15 protein-coding genes and 1 pseudogene are annotated in these 21840 nt (G+C 61.6%); 9 read left to right on the top strand and 7 right to left on the bottom strand.

From position 1 onward, the window contains the following. Nucleotides 1–2 precede the first annotated feature (2 nt). The gene (locus AB4Y87_RS22565; protein ID WP_442006487.1) at nucleotides 3–2111 is read right to left on the bottom strand and encodes a DNA gyrase/topoisomerase IV subunit B; all 2109 of its coding nucleotides are present in this window, start codon (nucleotides 2109–2111) and stop codon (nucleotides 3–5) included. 220 nt (nucleotides 2112–2331) lie between these two features. Here AB4Y87_RS22565 and AB4Y87_RS22560 point away from each other — a divergent pair, with 220 nt between their 5' ends. Next, entirely contained in the window at nucleotides 2332–2553 is a 222-nt protein-coding gene (locus AB4Y87_RS22560; RefSeq protein ID WP_021473125.1) for a DUF7455 domain-containing protein, read from the top strand. 187 nt (nucleotides 2554–2740) lie between these two features. Here the strand turns inward: AB4Y87_RS22560 and AB4Y87_RS22555 are convergent, their stop codons facing one another. The 4 genes from AB4Y87_RS22555 to AB4Y87_RS22540 form a co-directional block, all read right to left on the bottom strand. Further along, entirely contained in the window at nucleotides 2741–4060 is a 1320-nt protein-coding gene (locus AB4Y87_RS22555) for an RNA polymerase sigma factor (protein WP_442006486.1), read from the bottom strand. Between the two features lie 254 nt (nucleotides 4061–4314). Next, nucleotides 4315–5583 carry a DUF4192 domain-containing protein gene (locus tag AB4Y87_RS22550; protein ID WP_442006485.1) on the bottom strand — a complete coding sequence of 423 codons (1269 nt, stop codon included), beginning with the start codon at nucleotides 5581–5583 and terminating at the stop codon, nucleotides 4315–4317. A 66-nt stretch (nucleotides 5584–5649) separates the two neighbouring features. After that, nucleotides 5650–6993 carry an MFS transporter gene (locus tag AB4Y87_RS22545; protein ID WP_442006484.1) on the bottom strand — a complete coding sequence of 448 codons (1344 nt, stop codon included), beginning with the start codon at nucleotides 6991–6993 and terminating at the stop codon, nucleotides 5650–5652. 34 nt (nucleotides 6994–7027) lie between these two features. After that, nucleotides 7028–7966 (bottom strand): proteasome assembly chaperone family protein, encoded by a 939-nt coding sequence (locus AB4Y87_RS22540; protein ID WP_442006483.1) that lies wholly within the window; start codon nucleotides 7964–7966, stop codon nucleotides 7028–7030. 336 nt (nucleotides 7967–8302) lie between these two features. Between AB4Y87_RS22540 and AB4Y87_RS22535 the strand changes: the two genes are divergently transcribed. From AB4Y87_RS22535 to AB4Y87_RS22515, 5 genes are all read left to right on the top strand, one after another. After that, nucleotides 8303–9826: a leucyl aminopeptidase gene (locus tag AB4Y87_RS22535; protein ID WP_442006482.1), complete on the top strand. Its 1524-nt coding sequence runs from the start codon at nucleotides 8303–8305 to the stop codon at nucleotides 9824–9826. A 297-nt stretch (nucleotides 9827–10123) separates the two neighbouring features. Next, on the top strand, nucleotides 10124–11506 hold the full coding sequence (gene lpdA, locus AB4Y87_RS22530) for a dihydrolipoyl dehydrogenase (RefSeq protein WP_442006481.1): 1383 nt from the start codon (nucleotides 10124–10126) through the stop codon (nucleotides 11504–11506). Nucleotides 11507–11620: 114 nt separating this feature from the next. After that, the gene (gene sucB / locus AB4Y87_RS22525) at nucleotides 11621–13375 is read left to right on the top strand and encodes a 2-oxoglutarate dehydrogenase, E2 component, dihydrolipoamide succinyltransferase (protein WP_442006480.1); all 1755 of its coding nucleotides are present in this window, start codon (nucleotides 11621–11623) and stop codon (nucleotides 13373–13375) included. Between the two features lie 180 nt (nucleotides 13376–13555). Next, complete coding sequence (locus AB4Y87_RS22520) at nucleotides 13556–13909, top strand: hypothetical protein (RefSeq protein ID WP_442006479.1); 354 nt, start codon at nucleotides 13556–13558, stop codon at nucleotides 13907–13909. Between the two features lie 186 nt (nucleotides 13910–14095). Further along, nucleotides 14096–14524, top strand: a complete 429-nt coding sequence (locus AB4Y87_RS22515) for an OsmC family protein (RefSeq protein WP_442006478.1) — start codon at nucleotides 14096–14098, stop codon at nucleotides 14522–14524. 74 nt (nucleotides 14525–14598) lie between these two features. On the opposite strand, the gene AB4Y87_RS22510 is transcribed toward AB4Y87_RS22515, so the two are convergent. Continuing rightward, nucleotides 14599–18108 carry a S41 family peptidase gene (locus tag AB4Y87_RS22510; RefSeq protein ID WP_442006477.1) on the bottom strand — a complete coding sequence of 1170 codons (3510 nt, stop codon included), beginning with the start codon at nucleotides 18106–18108 and terminating at the stop codon, nucleotides 14599–14601. Nucleotides 18109–18204: 96 nt separating this feature from the next. On the opposite strand from AB4Y87_RS22510, the gene AB4Y87_RS22505 reads away from it, so the two are divergent. After that, nucleotides 18205–19104 carry a TIGR01777 family oxidoreductase gene (locus AB4Y87_RS22505; RefSeq protein ID WP_442006535.1) on the top strand — a complete coding sequence of 300 codons (900 nt, stop codon included), beginning with the start codon at nucleotides 18205–18207 and terminating at the stop codon, nucleotides 19102–19104. 55 nt (nucleotides 19105–19159) lie between these two features. On the opposite strand, the gene AB4Y87_RS22500 is transcribed toward AB4Y87_RS22505, so the two are convergent. Then, nucleotides 19160–20866 carry a serine/threonine protein kinase gene (locus tag AB4Y87_RS22500; protein WP_442006476.1) on the bottom strand — a complete coding sequence of 569 codons (1707 nt, stop codon included), beginning with the start codon at nucleotides 20864–20866 and terminating at the stop codon, nucleotides 19160–19162. Nucleotides 20867–21016: 150 nt separating this feature from the next. On the opposite strand from AB4Y87_RS22500, the gene lipB reads away from it, so the two are divergent. Together lipB and AB4Y87_RS22490 are read left to right on the top strand one after the other, a co-directional pair. After that, nucleotides 21017–21685, top strand: coding sequence for a lipoyl(octanoyl) transferase LipB (lipB, locus tag AB4Y87_RS22495; protein ID WP_442006475.1), 669 nt, complete (start codon nucleotides 21017–21019; stop codon nucleotides 21683–21685). Then, nucleotides 21682–21840: pseudogene (locus tag AB4Y87_RS22490) on the top strand (lipoyl synthase); the annotation flags it as partial. The gene lipB and the pseudogene AB4Y87_RS22490, both read left to right, overlap by 4 nt.

Here is a 21840-nt window from a genome sequence, read left to right as displayed (position 1 = left end):
ACCTAGGCGTCGATGCGTTCCCGGTCCAGCGTCGCTGCCCCGGCAATGATGAATTCCTTACGGGGCGCGACGTCCGAGCCCATGAGGAGATCGAAAACCTCTTCAGCACGCTGGGCGCTGTCAATCCCCACCTTCCGAAGGGTCCGGTGACGCGGGTCCATGGTGGTCTCGGCGAGCTGCTGTGCGTCCATTTCGCCCAAGCCCTTGTAACGCTGGATGGGCTCCTTGTAACGCTTGCCCTCCTTGGCCAGGTTGGCCAGGAGAACATGCAATTCCGCCTCAGAGTACGTATAGATCATCTCGTTGGCCTTCTGGCCCGGATTGATGACCTCCACGCGATGCAGGGGCGGAACTGCGGCGAACACCCGGCCCGCCTCGACCATGGGCCGCATGTAGCGGAAGAAGAGCGTCAACAACAGCGTGCGGATGTGCGCGCCGTCGACGTCGGCGTCTGTCATCAGGATGACCTTGCCATAACGTGCTGCATCGAGGTCGAAACTCCGGCCTGAGCCGGCGCCGACAACCTGGATGAGTGCAGCACATTCAGCGTTGGAGAGCATGTCCCCTACCGAAGCCTTCTGGACGTTAAGGATCTTGCCTCGAATAGGAAGCAGGGCCTGGAAATCCGAAGACCGGGCAAGCTTGGCAGTTCCGAGCGCAGAATCACCCTCAACGATGAAGAGCTCGGATCGTGCCACGTCATCAGTGCGGCAGTCGGCAAGCTTGGTGGGCATCGAAGAGGTTTCCAGTGCGTTCTTTCGGCGCTGGGTCTCCTTGTGCACCCTGGCCGAAATTCGCGACTTCATCTCCGCAACGATCTTCTCCAGCAACAGTGCCGACTGTGCTTTGTCATTGCGGTTGGCAGAGGACAACCTGCTCGAAATTTCCTGCTCGACCACCTTGGCGACGATGGCGCGAACAGCGGACGTGCCGAGGATTTCCTTGGTCTGGCCTTCGAACTGTGGCTCGGCCAAGCGGACGGTCAGCACAGCGGTGAGGCCGGCCAGGACGTCGTCCTTCTCGATCTTGTCGTTGCCCGCCTTCAGCTTCCTGGCGTTCGTTTCCACGGCTTTTCGGAACGTCTTCAGCAACGCTGCCTCGAAGCCCGCCTGGTGCGTACCGCCCTTGGGGGTCGCAATGATATTGACGAAGCTACGCATCGTGGTCTCGTAACCGATCCCCCAGCGCAGGGCAATGTCGACTTCGCAGTCGCGTTCGACTTCAGCGATCTTGCTGTGCCCGTTTTCATCAAGGACCGGGACCGTTTCCTTGAACTTCCCCGAACCGTGGAGACGCCACACGTCAGTCACTCCGGAGTCTGCCGCCAGGAACTCCACAAATTCCGAAATGCCGCCGTCGTGGTGGAAGACTTCCTCGTGCACACCGTTCTCACCAGGAGTGCCCGCAAGCTTGCGCTCGTCGCGGACAGTAATCTTCAATCCGGGGACCAGGAACGACGTCTGGCGTGCACGCGAGGCGAGGTCGTCATAAGAGAACTTGGCGTCGGGAGTGAAGATCTGCCGGTCGGCCCAGTAACGCACCCTTGTACCGGTGACTCCGCGTTTAGCCTTGCCAACCACATCCAACACAGAATCTTCAACGAAAGGCTCGAAGGTCGCGTTGGGGCTGGGTTTGGCGCCGGCATCAATGAAACGTCCGGGCTCACCGCGGCGGAAGGACATCTGGTACGTCTTGCTGCCACGATCRACCTGGACATCCAGCCGGCTCGACAAAGCGTTGACCACCGAGGCGCCTACGCCATGGAGGCCACCCGATGCCGTGTATGAACCGCCGCCGAACTTGCCGCCTGCATGCAGTTTCGTAAAGACAACCTCGACGCCGGAAAGTCCCGTCTTCGGTTCGACGTCTACCGGGATGCCTCTACCGTCGTCATGGATTTCGACCGAATTATCCGCGTGGAGGATGACCTTGATGTCATGCCCGAAGCCGGCCAGGGCCTCATCAACAGCGTTATCGATGATCTCCCACAGGCAGTGCATAAGGCCACGGGAGTCGGTGGAACCGATGTACATGCCCGGGCGCTTGCGAACGGCTTCCAGGCCCTCAAGGACAGATAGATGCCGGGCGTTGTATTCAGAACTCGGTGCCACTCGCGGTGTGCTCCTTCGGGGTATATCTCAAGGCAAACACTGCCCATCTTAGGCTAGTCGCGGTCCCCCATCGGCACCGGTTGCCACTCCCGGAAGCCGGCATTCTACTTCGTTACGTTACGCACATGTGATACGCGGACAGCGAAAGTGATCCATCCTTGCCATGGTTCTGCTCCGAATACTGGTTATATGGATGTACAGAACTACTAAGGAGGCCGACATGACAACAGCAGTTGCAGACCGCACACTGAACGCAGCTGACCGATGCGATCGTTGCGGGGCTCAAGCATATGTCCGCGTTGTACTCGAGTCCTCCGGCGGTGAGCTGCTGTTTTGCGGCCACCACGCACGCGCAGTTGAGGCCACGCTTCGGCCCCTGACCTCCGACTGGCACGACGAGACCGAGCGCCTCAACGAGAAGGCACCCGTTCCTGTCGACTAGACAGGACTGGCGGTAAGGCTGGAGACGCTCCTGCCACATCACTTCGAGCAAGAACAGGGCTCCTCCCATCCGGGAGGGGCCCTGTTCCGTTGAATACAGGATGCCCAAACGCTAACGGCCCGATCGGATACTCCGACCGGGCCGTTACTGTTTGACTGCGGACCTCTTTAGCAGAAGTCGTCCTTCTTTAGTCCAAGTAGTCCCGCAGGACCTGCGAGCGGGACGGGTGCCGCAGCTTGGACATGGTCTTGGATTCGATCTGGCGGATGCGCTCACGCGTAACGCCGTAGACCTTGCCGATTTCGTCTAAAGTCTTAGGCTGGCCATCGGTCAAACCAAAGCGCATTGCTACGACTCCGGCCTCACGCTCGGAGAGCGTGTCCAGAACCGAGTGCAGTTGCTCCTGGAGGAGCGTAAAGCTCACGGCGTCAGCCGGAACAACAGCTTCAGAATCCTCGATGAGGTCACCGAACTCGGAGTCGCCATCCTCACCCAGCGGCGTGTGCAGCGAAATCGGTTCACGGCCGTACTTCTGGACTTCGACGACCTTCTCAGGCGTCATGTCCAGTTCCAGCGCCAATTCTTCAGGCGTGGGTTCACGGCCGAGGTCCTGAAGCATCTGCCGCTGGACGCGGGCGAGCTTGTTGATGACTTCCACCATGTGCACGGGGATGCGGATGGTGCGGGCCTGGTCAGCCATGGCGCGGGTAATGGCCTGACGGATCCACCACGTTGCATATGTGGAGAATTTGAAGCCCTTGGTGTAGTCGAACTTCTCCACAGCGCGGATGAGACCCAGGTTGCCTTCCTGGATGAGGTCCAGGAAGAGCATGCCACGGCCGGTGTAGCGCTTGGCCAAGGAAACCACGAGGCGAAGGTTGGCTTCGAGCAGGTGGTTCTTGGCCCGCTTGCCGTCGTGGATAACGAATTCAAGTTCACGCTTGAGCTTCGGGTCCATCGAACCGTCGTCGGCGTTGATCTTTTCTTCAGCAAACAGGCCGGCTTCGATGCGAAGCGCCAGATCGACTTCCTGCTCAGCGTTCAGCAGGGCGACCTTACCGATTTGCTTCAGGTAGTCCTTCACGGGGTCAGCCGTGGCACCGGCCGACATGACCTGCTGGACAGGGGCGTCGTCGTCATCGGCGTCCGAGTAGACGAATCCGGATCCGGAGGGCGCTGCCTTGTCTTTACCGGTTACGGCGCCGTCCTCGACATCGTCGTCTCCGACTTCAACTTCCTCAGCTGCTGCAGGATCGAAATCTTCGTCCTCGACAGCCACTTCTTCGGTGTCGGTCTCGGAGTCCGAAGACTTGTTCGCGGCTTCGGCCGCGGCCTTGGCGCCGGGCTTGGGTCCACGCTTCTTTGGTGCCGGCTTGTCAGAGGTGCCCTCTGAGGCCTTGGTGGCAACACGTGTCGCCGCGCGCTTTGCCGAAGTGGCCGCATTGTTTTCCTCAGCGGACAGTTCGGCCTGGGCGGCGGGTTCCTTCTCGACGGAAGACGGGGTCACAGAAAACCTTTCTAGCGGCGGTCTGTGGAATCACCATGCGGGCAACACCACTATGACCCTGTCAAGTCCGCGATCAATTTCAAATGCGACCGCCGTCTGCAGAGTCACTATGTACAACTGCCAACGACACCGTAATGTTCCCGGATTCCGGGCTCATTGCGGGCATTCAAACGCGGACCCAACCGGGTCTCGGCATCCATTGTCTCACGGTTTTATGAATCCCACGCTTGATGAAGCGTAATGGCTACTGATGGCTACAGGAGGGATCCTTTGTAGGTTCCCCATGCGGACTCTGGACGGCTGGCCCAGGCGCAGATGCTTCCTTGCCCGAGTATCTCGTCCAGCAATTCGGCGAGCCTATAGCCAGGGCTGGCTGCTTTGGCGCGCATAAGGCAGGCGTGTGCAGAGGACCCACTCCCCTTGCACCAGGCAATCCAGCCTTGCAAGGTCAAGGCAGCAGCAGCAACTTCCCCCACTTCTCCTTGGACGCACAAGTACGACAGGACACGCTGCAGGGCATCAAGCTGCCCCCAGTCAGGAATGGCCGGTTCAACACCCAGAAGGACGTCAGCATAGGCAAAGATGCTGAGCATCCCGTTTGCTTCGAAGGCCTTCCCAACCCCTTTGTCGTTATCAGCCGGCGGCAATGCCAGCTCGCCGGCGTCGAACGGAAGTGGCTCGGAGTCGTCGTCGCCACTGCGCAATCCGAACGCTGCTGCCCCTGCCTTCGCGGAACCGGTTCCAGCAGCCGCCATGATCATGACAGCGTCCCGCCATCCGGGGACACCAAGGGTCGACCTGAGAAAACCCGCGACTCGCGGGGTTAGCAAATCCACGGTTTCACTGCCGGGACGGATCCGGGCGTCGTCCAGCACTTGGCGCCACACCTCAAGTACGCCATCAAAGCACCTCCCACTGCGCCATGATGTTCGCATCCGCTTTGCAAAATCTGATTCGGCCTCGGCCACTGCGGGATCGAGGGCACCAGGACGTCCCGGAACGGGCGGAAGTTCCTTGCTCCTTGGCGAAGCTCCGATGGTGCTGCCTCGATAGACCATTTCTGCGCTGAGCCTGCTGTTCCGGATTCGTTCTATCGGCAGGCCCGGCACCGGGCAGCACTCCTGGTCTGCGCAGAAGGCGCCACGCCAATACTCAGGACCAACCAACCAGGCGTCCCGGACAGGCAAATCAGCGTGGTCAAGTGTTTCTTGAAGTTCAGCCAGCAGTGGAAGTGTTCTGGTGACAACCATGCCATCGTCCCAACCGTCGTCGGTGTAGAGGGCAAGGACCACGCCGTCGGCAAGGGTGTCCGCCGTCAAGTAGTGACGCACATGCTGCGCAAAATCAGCAAGCGCGCGGCCCGAAGCCCGGGCAGGCAGGTCAACGCGGAGAGCGGCTCCGAGCAATCTCCCCTGCATCGTGATGGCCACAAGGCTGTCCTCGGGCCAGTAACCCAACAAATGCGGTATGTAACCCAGGATGTCTTCTGGTTGATGAATGCTCAGCGTCTCTTTGGTGGTCATGCTTCAAGCTTGGGCAACGCCAATGGTTGAAAACAGGGACCATCGCGCGTATGTGGATAAAGGTGGCTACCTTTGTGCACGTGCCGCTCGCCGGCGCTCGATCCTCTCGCGGTGCTGCCGGACCAAGGTAGCAGCCAGAGGAGGTACGTGGACGCCCTGCTCGGCCATCTGCAACCGCACCTTCCGCCGGGTCAGCATAATAAGGACCGTCCCGATGCCCAGCAGGACGAACTGGACGCTGAGGGCTACACGGAACGGATCAAGGCCGTACAGGTCCCCGCCTGAGAATCCGCTCGCGTTCAGGACGTCCAGGACCAGGCCAATGAGGTAGATCGCTACCAAGGCAGCGATGAATCCGCCCACGTTGACGATCCCTGTGGCGGTACCAATACGCTGGGAAGGATTGAATGTCCGCGCGAAGTCGAAGCCAATCATGGAGCCCGGCCCGCCAACTGCCAACACCACCACCAGCAGCACGAGGAGCCAGAGTGGTGCCCGGTCAGGAAGGATGAGCACCGCCGCCCAAGCCAGCGCAGTGGACGCAGTGATGAGCAGGACCATGGCCGAGCGGCGCATTGGGTGTTTGGAGACGAACCGCCCAAATCCAGGCCCCGAGACGATGGCGGTTGCCACGAACAAGGCCATCAAAGCTGAGACCGTCCCGGCATCAAGTCCCTGCGCAGAGAGGAGGAACGGATAACCCCATGTCATCGCAAAGAGGTTGCCGCTGAACTGGACGGTGAAATGGCTCCACAAACCTAGCCGGGTGCCTGGCTGCTTCCAAGCGCGTGACAGGGAAACTCCGGTAGCGCGAAGGCCCTGCCCGGTTTCCCGGGGCGGATGCCCGGGAGGCTGGTCCCGCAACAGCACGAGGACCAGGACGACAGCCAGCACAGACATCGCCGCGAGTGACATGAACGCGGGCGTCCATCCGGCAGAGTGAAGAAGCAAGGCAAAAGGCACCACGCTGAAGAGCTGGCCCAACTGCCCGCACATCCCGGTCAGCTGCGTAACCACGGGCACCCTGACCGGGCTGAACCACAAGGGAACGAGCCGGATGACGGAGATGAATGTCATGGCGTCACCGGCTCCCACCAGGACGCGCCCCATAACCCCTCCAGGGATGCTATCCGCGAAGGCGAGCTGCAACTGCCCCAGCCCCATCAGGATGGCACCACCGGCAATCATGACCCGCGATCCGAATCTGTCCACCAGGACGCCCACCGGAATTTGTAAGCCGGCGTAGACAAGCAACTGCAATACAGTAAAAAAGGAGATCGCCGAAGCACTGGCATGGAAGCGTTCTGTTGCTTCCAAACCCGCGACACCAAATGAGGTTCGCTGTGCTACGGCCACCAGGTAAGCAAAGACGCCAATCGTCCAGATGAGCCAGGCGCGGGGAGCAGTCACTCCTCAATTATGCCCGCCACAGTTCAAAGCTGATTTATTGAGGCGAGTCTTTCCGCGCCAGGTACGCCTCCACAGCCGCTCCAATGTCCTCGGCGTTGGGCAGTTCGTCGTTCTCATCGGCGAGCAACGAACGCCGGACGATGCCCTCGGATTTCTCGTCATACCGTGCCTCCAGATTGGCGACGACGGCTTGCACTTCCTCCGAGGCTTCAATCTGTTCCGCAATCTGGCGGCCTACTTCCCGGCCGGCCTCCCGGAGCCGGTCAGTAGGAAGCATCAGGGACGTTGCCGCTCCGAGGTACTCCAACCCTGCCACCGCTGCTGGAGGATATTCGGCCTCAGCCAGATAGTGGGGCACGTGAATGACGTAGCCGGCCACATGGCGTTCGGCCTCGGTGAGCCGGAGTTCAAGGATGTGGCCAATGGCGGCGGGAACTTCGACCGTTGGCTTCCAACTCGAGATACCTTCGATAAGTTCGGGCCGGTTGCCGTGAACGGTAACTCCCACCGGCCGCGTATGCCGGACGGGCATGGGGATGGAGTGGATCCAAGTCACCAGGTTGACGTCGAGTTTCTCCACTATTCCTACGACGGCACGGGCGAATCGCTCCCACTGCAAGTCAGGTTCGAAGCCGGCGAGCAGCAGGAACGGCTGGCCCAGGCCGTCTGTGAGCTTGTAGAGCGCCAGTCTGGGTGCCTGATAGTCCTGCAAATGGTCTTCAACGAAGCTGATGTGGGGACGCCGCGAACGGTAGTCGATGAGTTGGTCGGCGTCGAACATGGCCACGACCTCAGCGTCGAGTTGGTCCAGGAGTTCCGCGTTGATCTGCCTGACCACATGACCGGCATCGGCAAAGCCCGTGAAACCCATGACCATATTCAGCCCCCGCAGTTCGGGGCTGTGGAAAATCTCGATGTTGCTCGCATAGAGCGCCTCGGGGTCCAGGAGGGAGCCGGATATCCGTTCAAACACGGCATGTTCCTTTCGCAGTGGCAAACTTCGGTGCCCCCATGCGCCACTGGTCATGGCGTCGCTGACTCCATGAATGTGGTGTGGGGACTCTGTGTCTCTTTGTACAACGCTGCACCTCCAGTAGGCATTCCTGCCCTTGGTGTGCCGCAGCTCTCATTTAATTGCTGTCAGCAGCCTGCGAGAGACTACGATCGAAACGGGCCGACGTCCTTTTGCGACGCTGGACCTGAAGACCAAGGCCGCCGTCGCAACAGGACGTCGGGCGCGTACCGGGGGCTGGCCCGCCAAACATGCGGCCCCGCCAAGCAATGCAGAGAGAAGTGAGGAAACATCCTCGTGGTCAAGACTACTGACATCATCCTCGGCGTCATCGCCAAGGACCTGAAAAAGTCACCCAGCGACGCACTTGTGATCGGAGTTGCCCAGGGCTCGGACGGACCAGTGCTGCTGGAGAACCCGTTGAGTGCCAAGGCCGCCGAATCCCTTGAGGGATCGCTGAAGCTCCTTGGCGTCTCGGGCGCTCCCGACCAGGCGCACCGCCTTCCGGGTTTGCCGGAAACGGGCTCAGGGATCCTGGTCCTGGCAGGCGTGGGCAAGTTGTCCGAGGACGGCACCATCCCTGAAGAGGCACTGCGCCGGGCGGCCGGATCCGCGGTCAGGCAACTTGCCGGCGTCCCCTCCGTGACGTTGGCGTTCCCGACGGCGTCCGACACCGACGTCGCCGCAATCGCCGAAGGTGCCGCCATGGGCGCCTATTCCTACACCGAACACCGTTCCAGCCAGGACGGGCTCAAGGACCCGGTGGCCAAGGTTCTGATCTTCACCGGCGTTGATGCCAAAGCTGCCCAACCTGCCCTTGACCGGGCAACAGTGCTGGGCAGGGCCGTCAACGCAACGCGTACGCTCGTGAACCAGCCGCCCAGCCACTTGTACCCCGAGTCATTCGCCGAATCTGCCAAGGAACTGGCAAAGGGTCTTCCCGTGAAGGTGACGGTCTGGGACGAAAAGCGCTTGGAAAAGGAAGGCTTTGGCGGCATCCTCGGCGTTGGCAAGGGTTCAACCCGGCAGCCACGCCTGGTCAAGGTCGAATACGCTCCGGCAAAGGCCACCCGGAAGATCGCGCTCGTTGGCAAGGGCATTACCTTCGACACCGGCGGTATCTCTATTAAGCCCGCCCTCGGCATGGGTGACATGAAGAGCGATATGGCGGGCGCCGCCGTCGTTCTTAATACAGTCCTTGCCATCGCCTCGCTCGGCCTGGCCATCAAGGCGACCGCTTGGCTTTGCATTGCTGAGAACATGCCTTCCGGCGCTGCCCAGCGTCCGGCGGACGTCCTTACTGTCTATGGCGGAAAGACAGTCGAAGTCCTGAACACCGACGCCGAGGGTCGCCTGGTCATGGCCGACGGCTTGGTGGCCGCGAGCCTGGAAAAGCCGGACGCAATCATCGACGTCGCGACACTCACTGGCGCCCAGCTGATTGCGCTCGGATTGCGCACGGCAGGAGTGATGGGTTCCGATTCGGTCACGGCCGCATTGAAGTCCGCCGCTGACAGGGCAGGCGAGCTTGTCTGGCCGATGCCGCTGCCCGAGGAACTGCGCCCCAGCCTTGACTCCCAGGTTGCGGACCTTGCCAACATCGGCGAGCGTAACGGCGGAATGATGACAGCAGCCGTCTTCCTGCGTGAATTCGTGGGCAAGAACGGGGACGGTCAGCAGATTCCCTGGGCACACGTCGATATTGCCGGGCCATCCTTCAACAACGGCAGCCCCTACGGTTACACCCCCAAGCAAGGAACGGGATGCACGGTCCGTACCTTGGTGGCCTACGCCGAGGATCTGTTGGCGCCCTCCGCGTAAGCAACCCACTCCACTGCGTTAAACCGGGCAGTGCGGGTAGGGCGGATGGGTCCGTACCGCCCGCACAACCCCGGAATTATGCGGTGTGTAGCGCTGTGTCACAAGAGAACGTGAGTCTGGACACAAGCGCTCCACAAACGCCCGTGGAGGGTGGAGCATGGGTAGGTGGTTCGCTAAGGTGAACTCGATAGTCACAAATGCAAGAGAACTTAGGTGCTGGCATAATCACGGCAGAACAAGTTCCAAGACCAGATGACGCGTTGTCCCGTGTCATCATTCACGCGAGGGAGCGTTTTAGTGGCCGATCAGGCAACTGCGCAAGAATTCGACATCCTGGTACTCGGTGGCGGCAGCGGCGGCTACGCCACAGCCCTGCGAGCCGTACAACTTGGGTTCACCGTTGGCCTTGTAGAGAAGGCAAAGCTCGGTGGAACCTGCCTGCACAACGGCTGTATCCCCACCAAGGCACTCCTGCACTCGGCTGAACTCGCCGACCACGCACGGGACTCCGCCAAGTACGGCGTGAACGTCACGTTCGATGGCATCGACATGTCGGCTGTGAACGCTTACAAGGACGGTATCGTCGCTGGGAAGTTCAAGGGCCTCCAGGGTCTCATCAAGTCCAAGGGCATCACCGTCATCGAGGGTGAAGGCAAGCTCCAGGGCAACAACACCATCGTCGTCAACGGCACGGCCTACACGGGCAAGAACATTGTCCTTGCAACCGGTTCATACTCGCGCTCCCTTCCAGGCCTGGAAATCGGCGGCAGGGTGATCACCTCGGATGAAGCCCTCACCATGGACTACATCCCCAAGAGCGTCATCGTCCTGGGCGGCGGCGTGATCGGCGTCGAGTTCGCTTCCGTGTGGAAGTCCTTCGGCGTGGACGTCACCATCATCGAAGGCCTGCCCTCCCTGGTTCCCAACGAGGACGCATCGATCGTGAAGAACCTTGAGCGTGCCTTCAAGAAGCGCGGCATCAAGTTCAGCACCGGCGTCTTCTTCCAGGGCGTGGAGCAGAACAACGACGGCGTCAAGGTCACCTTGGTGGACGGCCAGACGTTCGAAGCGGAGCTCCTGCTCGTTGCTGTCGGCCGCGGCCCTGTGACTGCCAACCTGGGCTACGAAGAAGCCGGCATCACCCTTGACCGCGGCTTCGTCATCACCAATGAGCGCCTCCACACAGGCGTCGGCAACATCTACGCAGTGGGCGACATCGTCCCCGGCGTCCAGCTCGCGCACCGCGGCTACCAGCAGGGTATTTTCGTCGCCGAGGAAATCGCCGGCCTGAACCCCGCCATTGTCGAAGACGTCAATATCCCCAAGGTCACGTTCTGCGAGCCTGAGATCGCTACAGTCGGCTACACGGAAAAGGGCGCCAAGGAAAAGTTCGGCGACGACCAAGTCCAGACGCAGGAGTACAACCTGGCTGGCAACGGCAAGAGTTCCATCCTCGGTACCGGTGGCATCGTCAAGGTTGTCCGCCAGAAGGACGGCCCCGTTGTGGGCATCCACATGATCGGCGCCCGCATGGGTGAGCAGATCGGTGAAGCGCAGCTCATCGTGAACTGGGAAGCCTACCCGGAAGACGTGGCCCAGCTGGTCCACGCCCACCCCACCCAGAACGAAACCCTGGGCGAAGCCCACCTCGCCCTCGCGGGCAAGCCGCTCCACGGCTAAGTCTTTACCCAAGACAAACGGACAGGGTGCATGCCGCGGAATCTGCCGCATGCACCTTGTCCGGACCAGCAGAATTCATCCGCACAAAAGATCAATAAGGAGAACGGGGACGACATGTCTGAATCCGTTAACTTGCCCGCCCTCGGTGAGAGTGTCACCGAAGGAACCGTCACACGCTGGCTCAAGCAGGTTGGTGACCGGGTAGAGATCGACGAGCCGCTGCTCGAGGTTTCCACCGACAAAGTAGACACCGAAATCCCTTCTCCGATCGCAGGCGTCATCGAAGAAATCCTCGTTGCTGAAGACGAGACAGCAGAGGTTGGCGCCCCCCTGGTACGCATTGGCGACGGCTCCGGCTCCGCCGCACCGGCTGCTGAGGAAGCACCCGCCGCTCAGGAAGCACCCGCTGCTGCCGAGCAGGCTGCTCCCGCCGAAGAGGCTCCCGCCGCCCCGGCTGCTGAGGAAACCCAGGCTGAAGCTCCCGCCGCCTCCGGTGGCGAAGGCCACGAAGTAACCCTGCCCGCCTTGGGCGAGAGCGTTACCGAAGGCACCGTCACCCGCTGGCTCAAGGCTATTGGCGACACCGTGGAGGTGGATGAGCCGCTTCTTGAGGTTTCCACTGACAAGGTCGATACCGAGATTCCTTCCCCGGTTGCAGGCACCTTGCAGGAAATTCGCGTCAACGAAGACGAAACCGCCGAAGTTGGATCGGTTCTGGCTGTTATCGGCTCCGGCGCGGCAGCCCCCGCTCCGGCTCCGGCGCCCGCCGCTCCTGCCGCTGAAGCTCCGGCCGCTCCGGCTCCCGCTGCTGCACCCGCACCCGCAGCCGCTCCCGCACCCGCAGCCGCACCGGCACCTGCTGCCGCCCCCGCACCGGCACCTGCTGCTGCGCCGGCTCCGGCTGCCGCGCCGGCAGAAGCCGGCTCGTCCTCCGAGTCTGGTTACGTCACTCCCCTGGTACGCAAGCTGGCAAACCAGCAGGGCGTGGACATCGCATCCGTGTCCGGCACCGGCGTCGGTGGCCGCATCCGCAAGCAGGATGTCCTTGCCGCTGCCGAAGCCAAGCAAGCCGCCGCAGCAGCGCCGGCCGCGGCTCCTGCTGCCGCTCCTGCCGCCAAGGCTGCGGCACCCGTTGTTGCTTCCTCCCTGCGAGGCACCACGGAGAAGGCTCCGCGTATCCGCCAGGTCATCGCCCGCCGTATGCGCGAGTCGCTGGAAATCTCCACCCAGCTCACCCAGGTGCACGAGGTCGACATGACCAAGATCGCCAAGCTCCGCCTCAAGGCCAAGAACTCGTTCCAGGCCCAGAACGGTGTGAAGCTGACGTTCCTGCCGTTCATCGCCAAAGCTGTGGCGGAGGCACTGAAGCAGCACCCCAAGCTGAACGCTGCCTACGACGAGTCCAAGCAGGAAATCACCTACCACAACGCCGAACACCTCGCCATTGCGGTAGATACCGATAAGGGCCTGCTGGTGCCGGTCATCTCCGACGCCGGCAACCTCAACCTTGCAGGCCTCGCCGGTAAGATCGCCGACGTCGCAGGACGCACCCGCGATGGCAAGATCGGCCCGGATGAGCTGTCCGGTGGCACATTCAGCATCACCAACATCGGTTCAGTTGGCGCCCTGTTCGACACCCCGATCATCAACCAGCCGCAGGTAGGCATCCTGGGCACCGGCGCAATTGTCAAGCGCGCAGTGGTGGTGGCCGACGAAAACGGCGACGACTCGATTGCCATCCGCTCCATGATGTACCTGTCTCTGACGTACGACCACCGCCTGGTGGACGGCGCGGACGCTGGCCGCTTCCTCCAGACCCTCAAGGCCCGCCTTGAGGAAGGTGCTTTCGAAGCAGATCTTGGTCTCTAAGCCCAAGCGTTAGCAGACCCTCCTCACGGAGGTCGCTCTACTCAACCAGGCGGGGCAGGCTCCGGGGAAACCCGGTAGCCTGCCCCGTTTCGTTGTCCCACACCATTTGTCCGCGGCGCTGTTCGTCTACTAAGCGTGGCTTTGCTACAGGACGTAGAACCAACTGGATAAGCTGGGGCCATGAGTATTCTCTTCAACATCCTGCTGTTCTTGCACATCGTCGGCGCAGCCATGATTGTGGGCTACTGGATCGCCACCATCAAGACGCCCACCGTCCACCCCCGCCAGCGGGACGGCGCATTCCTGCAGTTGCTTACAGGCATCGCCATGATGGGCCTCCTGCCCCTCATGCCGGATGCCCATCCCAACTACTTCAAGCTCGGCATCAAATTCGCCATCGGCGTGGCCGTTGCTGTTCTAGCGGTGATCGGCTCGCGCAAGGTCAAGAAGGGCGAACCTGTTTCCACCGGTTTGGCTCACGGCGTTGGTGGATTGGCCCTGGTGAACATCGCCATTGCCACGCTCTGGAACTAAGCGCACGTCGCAGCAGCCGATCCGCCTTCGCCAGGCGGGTCGGCTGCTCTGTCAACGCAGGTCCGGGGTCACAATCCACTGACAGCGGAATGACAGTGCAGAGCAGCCGGCAAATCCATAGGATTGACCCCGGTGGCATCCGGCGATGGCTGGTTGCCGACACACAAACGACCCCAAGGAGTGGACATGGCAGCAACACGCACCGCACACACGGTTTGGAACGGCAACCTGATTGAGGGTGCCGGCAACACGACGCTGGATAGCTCAGGCCTGGGCACGTTCGATGTCACCTGGAAGGCACGCACCGAGCAGTCCGGTGGCAAGACCAGCCCGGAGGAATTGATCGCTGCAGCCCACTCTGCATGCTTCTCCATGGCGTTCAGCCACGCACTTGCCGGCGAGGGATTCACAGCTGAAGAAGTTCAGACCAAGGCCGACGTTACCTTCGTTCCCGGCACAGGCATCACGGGCAGCCACCTGACCATGACCGCGAAGGTTCCGGGCCTGTCCGAAGCGGACTTCCGCCGTATTTCCGAAGACGCAAAGACGGGCTGCCCCGTTTCCGGTGCACTGGCCAGCATCGAAATCACCTTGGATGCCACCCTCGCGCAGTAATACCCTTCAAGGCGCAAAAGAGCCCCGCCACTCCCCTGAGGGGAGGGGCGGGGCTCTTCTGCGCTCACCTGCTGCTAGCCCTCTTGCGGGCGGGCGGGCAACGGCGCTGGCCGCACCTGGCGGTAGCCTTCACGCAACGGCGGGCGGTCAGTAGGTAGCTCCTGGATCATCTCCTTGAGGGCACCAATGCCATACTCGAGTTGCGGATCGCTGCCTGCTGCATAGGCGTGGGGCGGGAAGAGCACCTCGATGTCCGGCTCCACACCACGGTTTTCAACATCCCAGCCGATCCCACCGCCAAACCATGTGGCATAGCGGGGCTGGGTCACGCCGGTACCGTCAGCCAGGGCAAAGCGGTTGTCAATGCCCACCACGCCGCCCCATGTCCGTACCCCAATGACAGGGCCGATGCCCCTCAGTTTGGACACTTGGGTGATGATGTCGCCATCTGATCCAGCAAATTCGTCTGCCAGGATAATCACTGGACCCCGGGGAGCATGGTGGGGATAAGTCCGTGGCTTCTCGCCACGCGGCATACTCCACCCAGTGACCTTCCGGCCAATGAGCTCGGCCACGAGCTGTGAGGTGTGGCCGCCACGGTTACGCCGCACGTCTACGATCAACCCGTCCAGGGCGGTTTCTGTATCGAGGTCACGATGCAACTGGGCCCAACCATTGGCCATCATGTCCGGGATGTGCAGGTAGCCGAATTTATCACCGGATGCCTCACGGACCGTGCGCCGGTTGGCGCGGACCCAGTCCTGATAGCGTAACCGCTCCTCGTCACGGATGGGGACTACGGCAACCCGCCGCTGGGCACCCGCAGCTCCACCATGTCCTTCGCCATTCAAGAGTGTCAATTCAACGGTTCTCCCCGCTGCACCCACCAATTGCATGGCGGGCGTCAGCGCCGCGGAAAGCTCGACGCCGTCAATCGCCAGGAGGACGTCGCCCACCTTGGCATCTGCGCCGGGACGCGTCAAGGGCGAAGTTGCGAGGGGATCGGAAGACTCTCCAGCCAGGATCCTGGTTATCTCCCAGCCTTTGCTGCCGAGCTGCAACTCCGCGCCAAGCCTGCCTTGACCATTACGACCAGGTTCAGTCACAGCGGCCGGCCGCACATAGGCATGAGAGGTCCCCAGTTCGCCATGGATCTCCCACAAAAGGTCCACAAGGTCATCATGAGACCCCAGCCGTTCCACGATCGGACGGTAGCGTTTGTAGACGGAGTCCCAGTCCTGGCCAGCCATGTCCGGAGCCCAGAAGAAGTCCCTCTGCAAGCGCCATGCTTCATCGAAGGCCTGGCCCCAGGCAGCCACCGGGTCCAGGATCACGCGGATCCTGTTCAGGTCCACTTTGACCAATTCCCCGGATTCTTCGTCCACCTTGCTGTCTGACGGAACTGACACGATCTGCTTATCAAGGACATAGACAACCGTCTTGCGATCACCAGACAACCGGTAGCTGTCCACAGCAGCGACGAGGGTGGTTTCCTTGCGCTTGGCAAGGTCAAAGCGCACCAGGGAGGGGGCTGTCTTCTTATCCTGCAGAGTGCCCTTCCCTTCGCCGGTAACACCGGATAGCTCAGTGTCAAGCCACAGCAGCGCCCCGTCCCCGGCAGCGAGTCCGGAGTAGTTTCCCTGTGGCACGGGAACCGTAATGACGCGGTGAGCAAGGCCTTCCGCGTCTACGCGTATAACTGGCGCATCGCCGTCGTCGGGCTTTGCTGTTGTGGGCGGAGCATCCTCAAGGGTGTCCACGGACGGACCGAAAGGAGACGGCGTATCAGCGGCCAGGGCCAGCAGGTACGGCTTGATGGGGCTCGGGAAGGAAAGGTCGAAAGAATGGCCGTCATAGACGGGGTCGAAGCTCCGGTTGGACAGGAAGGCCAGGAATTTCCCATCCGGGGTGAATCTGGGTGATTCATCGCAGAAGCGGCCGTCGGTGGCATCGATAATGTCGGCGTCGGGTGCCGAAGGCCGTGCCAGCCGAAGTTTGCTGCGGGAACCGAAGGACGTCACGGGCTCAGACCAGGCAAGCCACTGCGAATCAGCCGACCACGACAACTGATCGACGCTGCCTTCGCCAATACTGACCAAACGAGTCAATGTCCCGGACGTGGTGTCGGCTACGAAAACGTCGCCAAAAGACGTGCCAATGGCGAGCCAACGGCCATCGGGGCTGGCCTCCAGTGCGCTCGTCCTTGTAGGTGCGGGGAAGTCCAGCCGGAGATCGTCCGCTTGATCATCTCCTGTGGATGCGACAGGTATCGCCGTTCCCCCCACTGTGTCTGGTGACGGTTCGGCTTGGGCGGCTTCGTCGGAGGGTGCGGCCGCTTGGACCGTATCCATGGACTGGTTGGCTGGCTGGTTTGCGGTGGAACCTTGTCCCAGGACGTTGGATGCCGAGACCGGCTTGGGGAGTCCATCGGCTTCACTGGAAGCAACAACAGGTTCCGCCGCCTTCGGCATCTCAACAACTCCGGACAAGCGTGCGGCGATGCGCTTGACGTACAAAGCCTCCACTCCCCCGTGGTCAGCCACATAAGCGATACGACCATCCGTCAGCGGACGCGGGAGGCGGGCCCGGACAGCCGGCGTCGCTTCGACTACTCGCGAGGGCCCGTCCTTATGGCGGAGCCAATGGATGGTGCCATGTGACTCGACCGCGCTGGCCGTTCCTGCAGTATTCGGAAAAACGTCGCCCAGATGCGCAGACGCTTTCAGCGGGGCGGGGCGCCGCGCCGGTGATGCAGAACCCAGCGTGATCTCCAGCTTCACGGCTTCAGCGTCGGCGTCCAACGAGGGCAGGATCCAGAGTTCACCGGCAGATTCGAAAACAATCCGCTGGCCATCCGAACTGGCGTGCCGAACATAGAAATCTTCATGGTCCGTGTGGCGACGCAATCCTGATCCGTCAGGAAGGACGGAGTAGAGGTTTCCGTAGCCTTCGTGGTCTGAGACGAAGGCGATGCGCCCCTGGATCCACAGCGGGTCAGTCAGGTTGCCCTCAATTTCGGGGATCAAGCGCTCGAACTCACCATTGCCGTCTGCGTCGATCCACAACTTGCCGGCAGTGCCGCCACGGTAACGCTTCCACCAAGCCGGTTCGCGGGAAAGGACGCTCGCCAAGACCACTGGCTTCTCGTCACCGATTTCGGGTCCATACGCAACAGCCTCCACCGGTCCGAAAGGAAGTTCGACGGCGGCACCTCCGTCCAGGTGGAGGCTATAGGCATAGGTGTGGCGGCTCTCGGACTGCTGGAACGCGCTGGTCACCAGGACGTTTCCAGCGGGCGTGAAACCCTTGACCCGGGTTGTGGTGTGTCCAAAGTAGCTCAGCTGCTTGTACCCGCCGCCGTCGACGTCCGCGGTGACAACTTCCGGTGAGGTACCAACAACAGCAGTCCACACCAGCCGCTTGCCATCGGGAGTGAAGCGTGGGTTCCTGGCCGGCATTTGCTGAGAGGAAACACGCCAGGCCCGGCCACCGGAGACGGGGGCGATCCAGATGTCATCTTCGGCCACGAACGTGACCAATTCGCCATGGACATGCGGGAAACGGAGGTAGCTGGAGGAGGTCATTGTTCGATCATAGTCAAGAGGCGCGGTGTCAAGAGGGACCCGCCCCGCGCTTCGCACCTGTTTCTGCCTCATGCTGGGGTCGTGGTGAGATGGGTCATGCGAATCGTGATGTCCGGAGCCTCAGGAATGATTGGGACGGCATTGTCCGAGCAGTTAAAAAGTGCTGGTGACGAGGTCATCCGGCTGGTTCGTCGGCCTGCAAAGACGGACGACGAAAGGACATGGGATCCAGTTGCTGGAGTCCTGGACGAGGCAATCCTGGAAGGCGCAGATGCGGTGGTCAACTTGTCCGGCGCCGGCATCGGCGACCGGCCTTGGACCAAGCACAGAATCAGTGTCATTCGTGACTCACGCCTTCAGCCAACCCGGACACTCACTGCGGCCATGCGTCGCTTGGGCCAGCCGGCATTGTCTTTCGTCAGCCAGTCAGCGTCCGGCTACTACGGCGCCTCCCGGGACGGCGTGCTCCGCGAGGACTCCGGTCCAGGCGCGGGAGTGCTGGGACCGCTCTGCGTTGAATGGGAGCAGACTGCCAGAACCGCTCCAGCCAGCGTGAGGGTAGTGACACCAAGGACCGGAGTGGTGCTCAGCACTTCCGGTGGCGCATTGGGCCCAATGCTTCCACTGCTCAGGCTTGGGCTTGGCGGACCCTTCGGAAACGGGCGACAATACTGGCCGTGGATCACCCTTGCCGACGAAGCCGCTGCACTCGCGTTCCTCCTCAAGTCCGATCTGGAAGGTGCGGTCAATGTGTGCGCCCCGGAAAGCGCGGACGTTAACGCCATTGTGAGGCGGCTGGCGAAAGCCTTCCATCGTCCTGCCTTCTTACGCGTCCCACGTCCCGCCCTCCGGCTTGTCCTTGGCCAGCTTGCTGACGAGCTCGTCCTGGCGAACCAAAGGATGGAACCAGCCAAGCTTGCCGCCGCCGGTTTTCAGTGGCAACACCCGGGGCTCGATGAAGCCATGGAGTGGCTGACGAAAAAGCATTCCAGCTGAAGCAATCCGCACCCCATACCCCACTCACGCCAAGGAACGTCCCATTGCGCTGGAGCTAGCCGGGACCGAGAATCTCCGAGATGCTCCACTGCCCTGCCAATCTGACAAGGACGAGGCGCAGCTGCTGGCGCTCCCCGGCGGGCTGGGACTTCACCAAGCGATCCGATGCGTCGCGCTCCTCGTAACCGGAGGTCGTTGCGGTCAGGGCAACGACTGCGCGATCAACCTCAGGTGGGCCCAACACCGAAACGCTGTCCAAGGTGGTGGTGAGCCCGGCAAAGCGGATACCGTCAGCTCTTAATTGCTGCTTCAACGTCTCATCTGCCGCATGGGCAGCTGAGCCTGCCGCGTTGACGGTTGCCAGCAATTCAAGACGATCCAGTCCCAGCGCCATGTCGCGCACCGCCGATAACGCGGGCATGGCGATTGCCGGATCCTCAGAGTGCAGCGCGTCTAAGAGTGCGTCCGGAATGGGCTGGGCGGCTTGAGTGGCTTGGGCCGCTTCAGTGGCTTGGGCAGCTTCAGTGGCTTGGGCAGCTTGCGTGACTACGGTCGTCGTCCTTGGATCTACTACGGACGTCAAACCAGACGCGGGTTCCTGGATTCCCAGCCAGATAGCAAACCCAACCGCCCCAACCGACACTCCCGCAGCCACCAGGAACCCCACCCGGATGCTGGAACGTGGCCCACCCTGCGGTTTAGTTCTCCGTTGAGGTTGTCTTGTTCGGGTTCGGCGTTCGGGACGCGGGGTCCTTGCTGTCCGCAAGGGCGGAAGCCGCAACACAGCCCCGGCCAGTGGACTCCTGCTCAGTCGACTCCTGCTCAGTCGACTCCTGCGCTGGGGTCGTCCCCCAGCCTGCCGGCGCGTCAGCAACTCCGGAATCACGGAAGAATGGACGGACCCAGCAAGGTCCACGGGCTGCGCGGCGGCACTGCGATAAATCGCTGTTCCCAACTCCCGGGCCGTGGGACGCGCCCGCGGATCGGGATCCAGTCCCGCCTCAAGGGCAGCGGCGAGCCCTTTGGGGACATCGGGAACCAAGAGAGGCAGCGGTGGGCGGTGCTTGGCGATTTCCGGCGCCATGCCTGTCAAGCAATACCAGCCAAGCGCGGCCAGCGAATAGACATCCCGTTCCGGCTGCAAAGCTCCTCCGGCTCCATCACCCCGCGCACCCCGCGCGGCAATAGAAGGATCAACGAAGCCGTCCGTGCCGACGTCGAGGCTTTGATTCTCCTCACCCACAACACCCGCCACGCCAAGGTCTGTCACCAGGGGCTTCCCCTGTGCCGTAAACAGGACGTTGCCTGGGGAAATATCCCCATGGGCCGTTCCCTTGGCATGCAGGTAAGCCAAGACCTGGGCAACAGGGGTCAGAATCGTCACCGCTTCACCGATTCCAAGCTTGCGTCGGCCACCCACCAGATTCGCAAGGGAACCTCCTGCGGCAAAGTCCATGACGAGCCCGACACTGCCCGTCCCCACTCCCGGCAGGTCCATCACATCGTGGAGTCGGATAAGGTGCTCGTGCTCGAGCCCGGACAGGATCCGCCCCTCACGCAAGCCATGTTGGGACTCTGGTCCGGCCGACCCACGGGAATCCTTGCCGGGCCCTCCCATGATGCACTTGATGGCGAAGCGGGCACCGTCCTTGTCCCTGCTGGCAAGCCAGACTGTCGACGAGCCACCGCTACCCAGTAGGCGTAATGGCGTGTATCCCGGAATGTGCGGGACCGAGGGGGCAGGATCGTCAGTAGTTTCCATATCCAAGGTCTACCGGATGATCGGATTTCCCGCAGAAGTTATCCACAGGCAGCACCAGCTTGCGGGGTACGAAAGCCACGCTGACGGATGCGACTGAGAGGTTCACCACAAAATCATGGTGAGTGACCTGCTGGGTCTAAGCTTGAACCCATGACTCTTGAGTTTTCACAACTGGGTCTTGCCCCGGATTTCGTTGACTACGTGCAGGGCTGGGACCTACAGCGCGAGATCCACAACAAAGTTGTTGCCGGCGAGAAAAACAGCACCGTCCTGCTCCTTGAGCACTCCGCCGTCTACACGGCAGGCAAGCTCACCGAAGACCACGAACGCCCCTTTGACGGCACCCCCGTTGTTCCCGTGGATCGTGGTGGCAAGTTAACGTGGCACGGCCCGGGACAACTCATTGCCTATCCGATCCTCAAGCTCAAGAACCGTGCGGGAATCCGGGACTATGTGGAGCGCCTCGAAGCCATCATGATCGCCGTCATGACGGACTATGGAATCCCGGCAGTCACGGTGAAGGGCCGGGCAGGCGTATGGATCCTCGCCGATGACAAAGGACCGGACCGCAAGATTGCCGCGATAGGCATCCGCGTCCTTGAGGGTGTCACCATGCATGGTGTTGCCATCAACTGCAGCAACGACCTCGCGCCATATGCGCAGATCATCGCGTGCGGAATCACCGACGCCAGCGTCACCACCATGTCGCTGGAGACTGGCCGGACCATCAACCCGGCTGACATCGTTGACCGCTTCGTGGAAGAGTTCCGCAAGCATGAAGAAGCACTCGTTTCCACCCCAGAAGGAGCACTCCAGTGACCCTGGCACCTGAAGGCCGTAAGTTGCTGCGCGTTGAGCAGCGTAACTCGGCTGTCCCGGTTGAACGCAAGCCCGAGTGGATCAAGGCCAAGGTCCAGATGGGCCCGGAGTTCGTCGGGTTGAAGAACCTGGTGAAGAAGGAAGGCAAGGAAGGC

The sequence above is a fragment of the Paenarthrobacter sp. RAF54_2 genome (assembly GCF_052113945.1).
GTDB lineage: Bacteria > Actinomycetota > Actinomycetes > Actinomycetales > Micrococcaceae > Arthrobacter.
The sequence above is the reverse complement of the archived record's forward strand: the minus strand, read 5'-3'. Positions and strand labels throughout refer to the sequence as shown.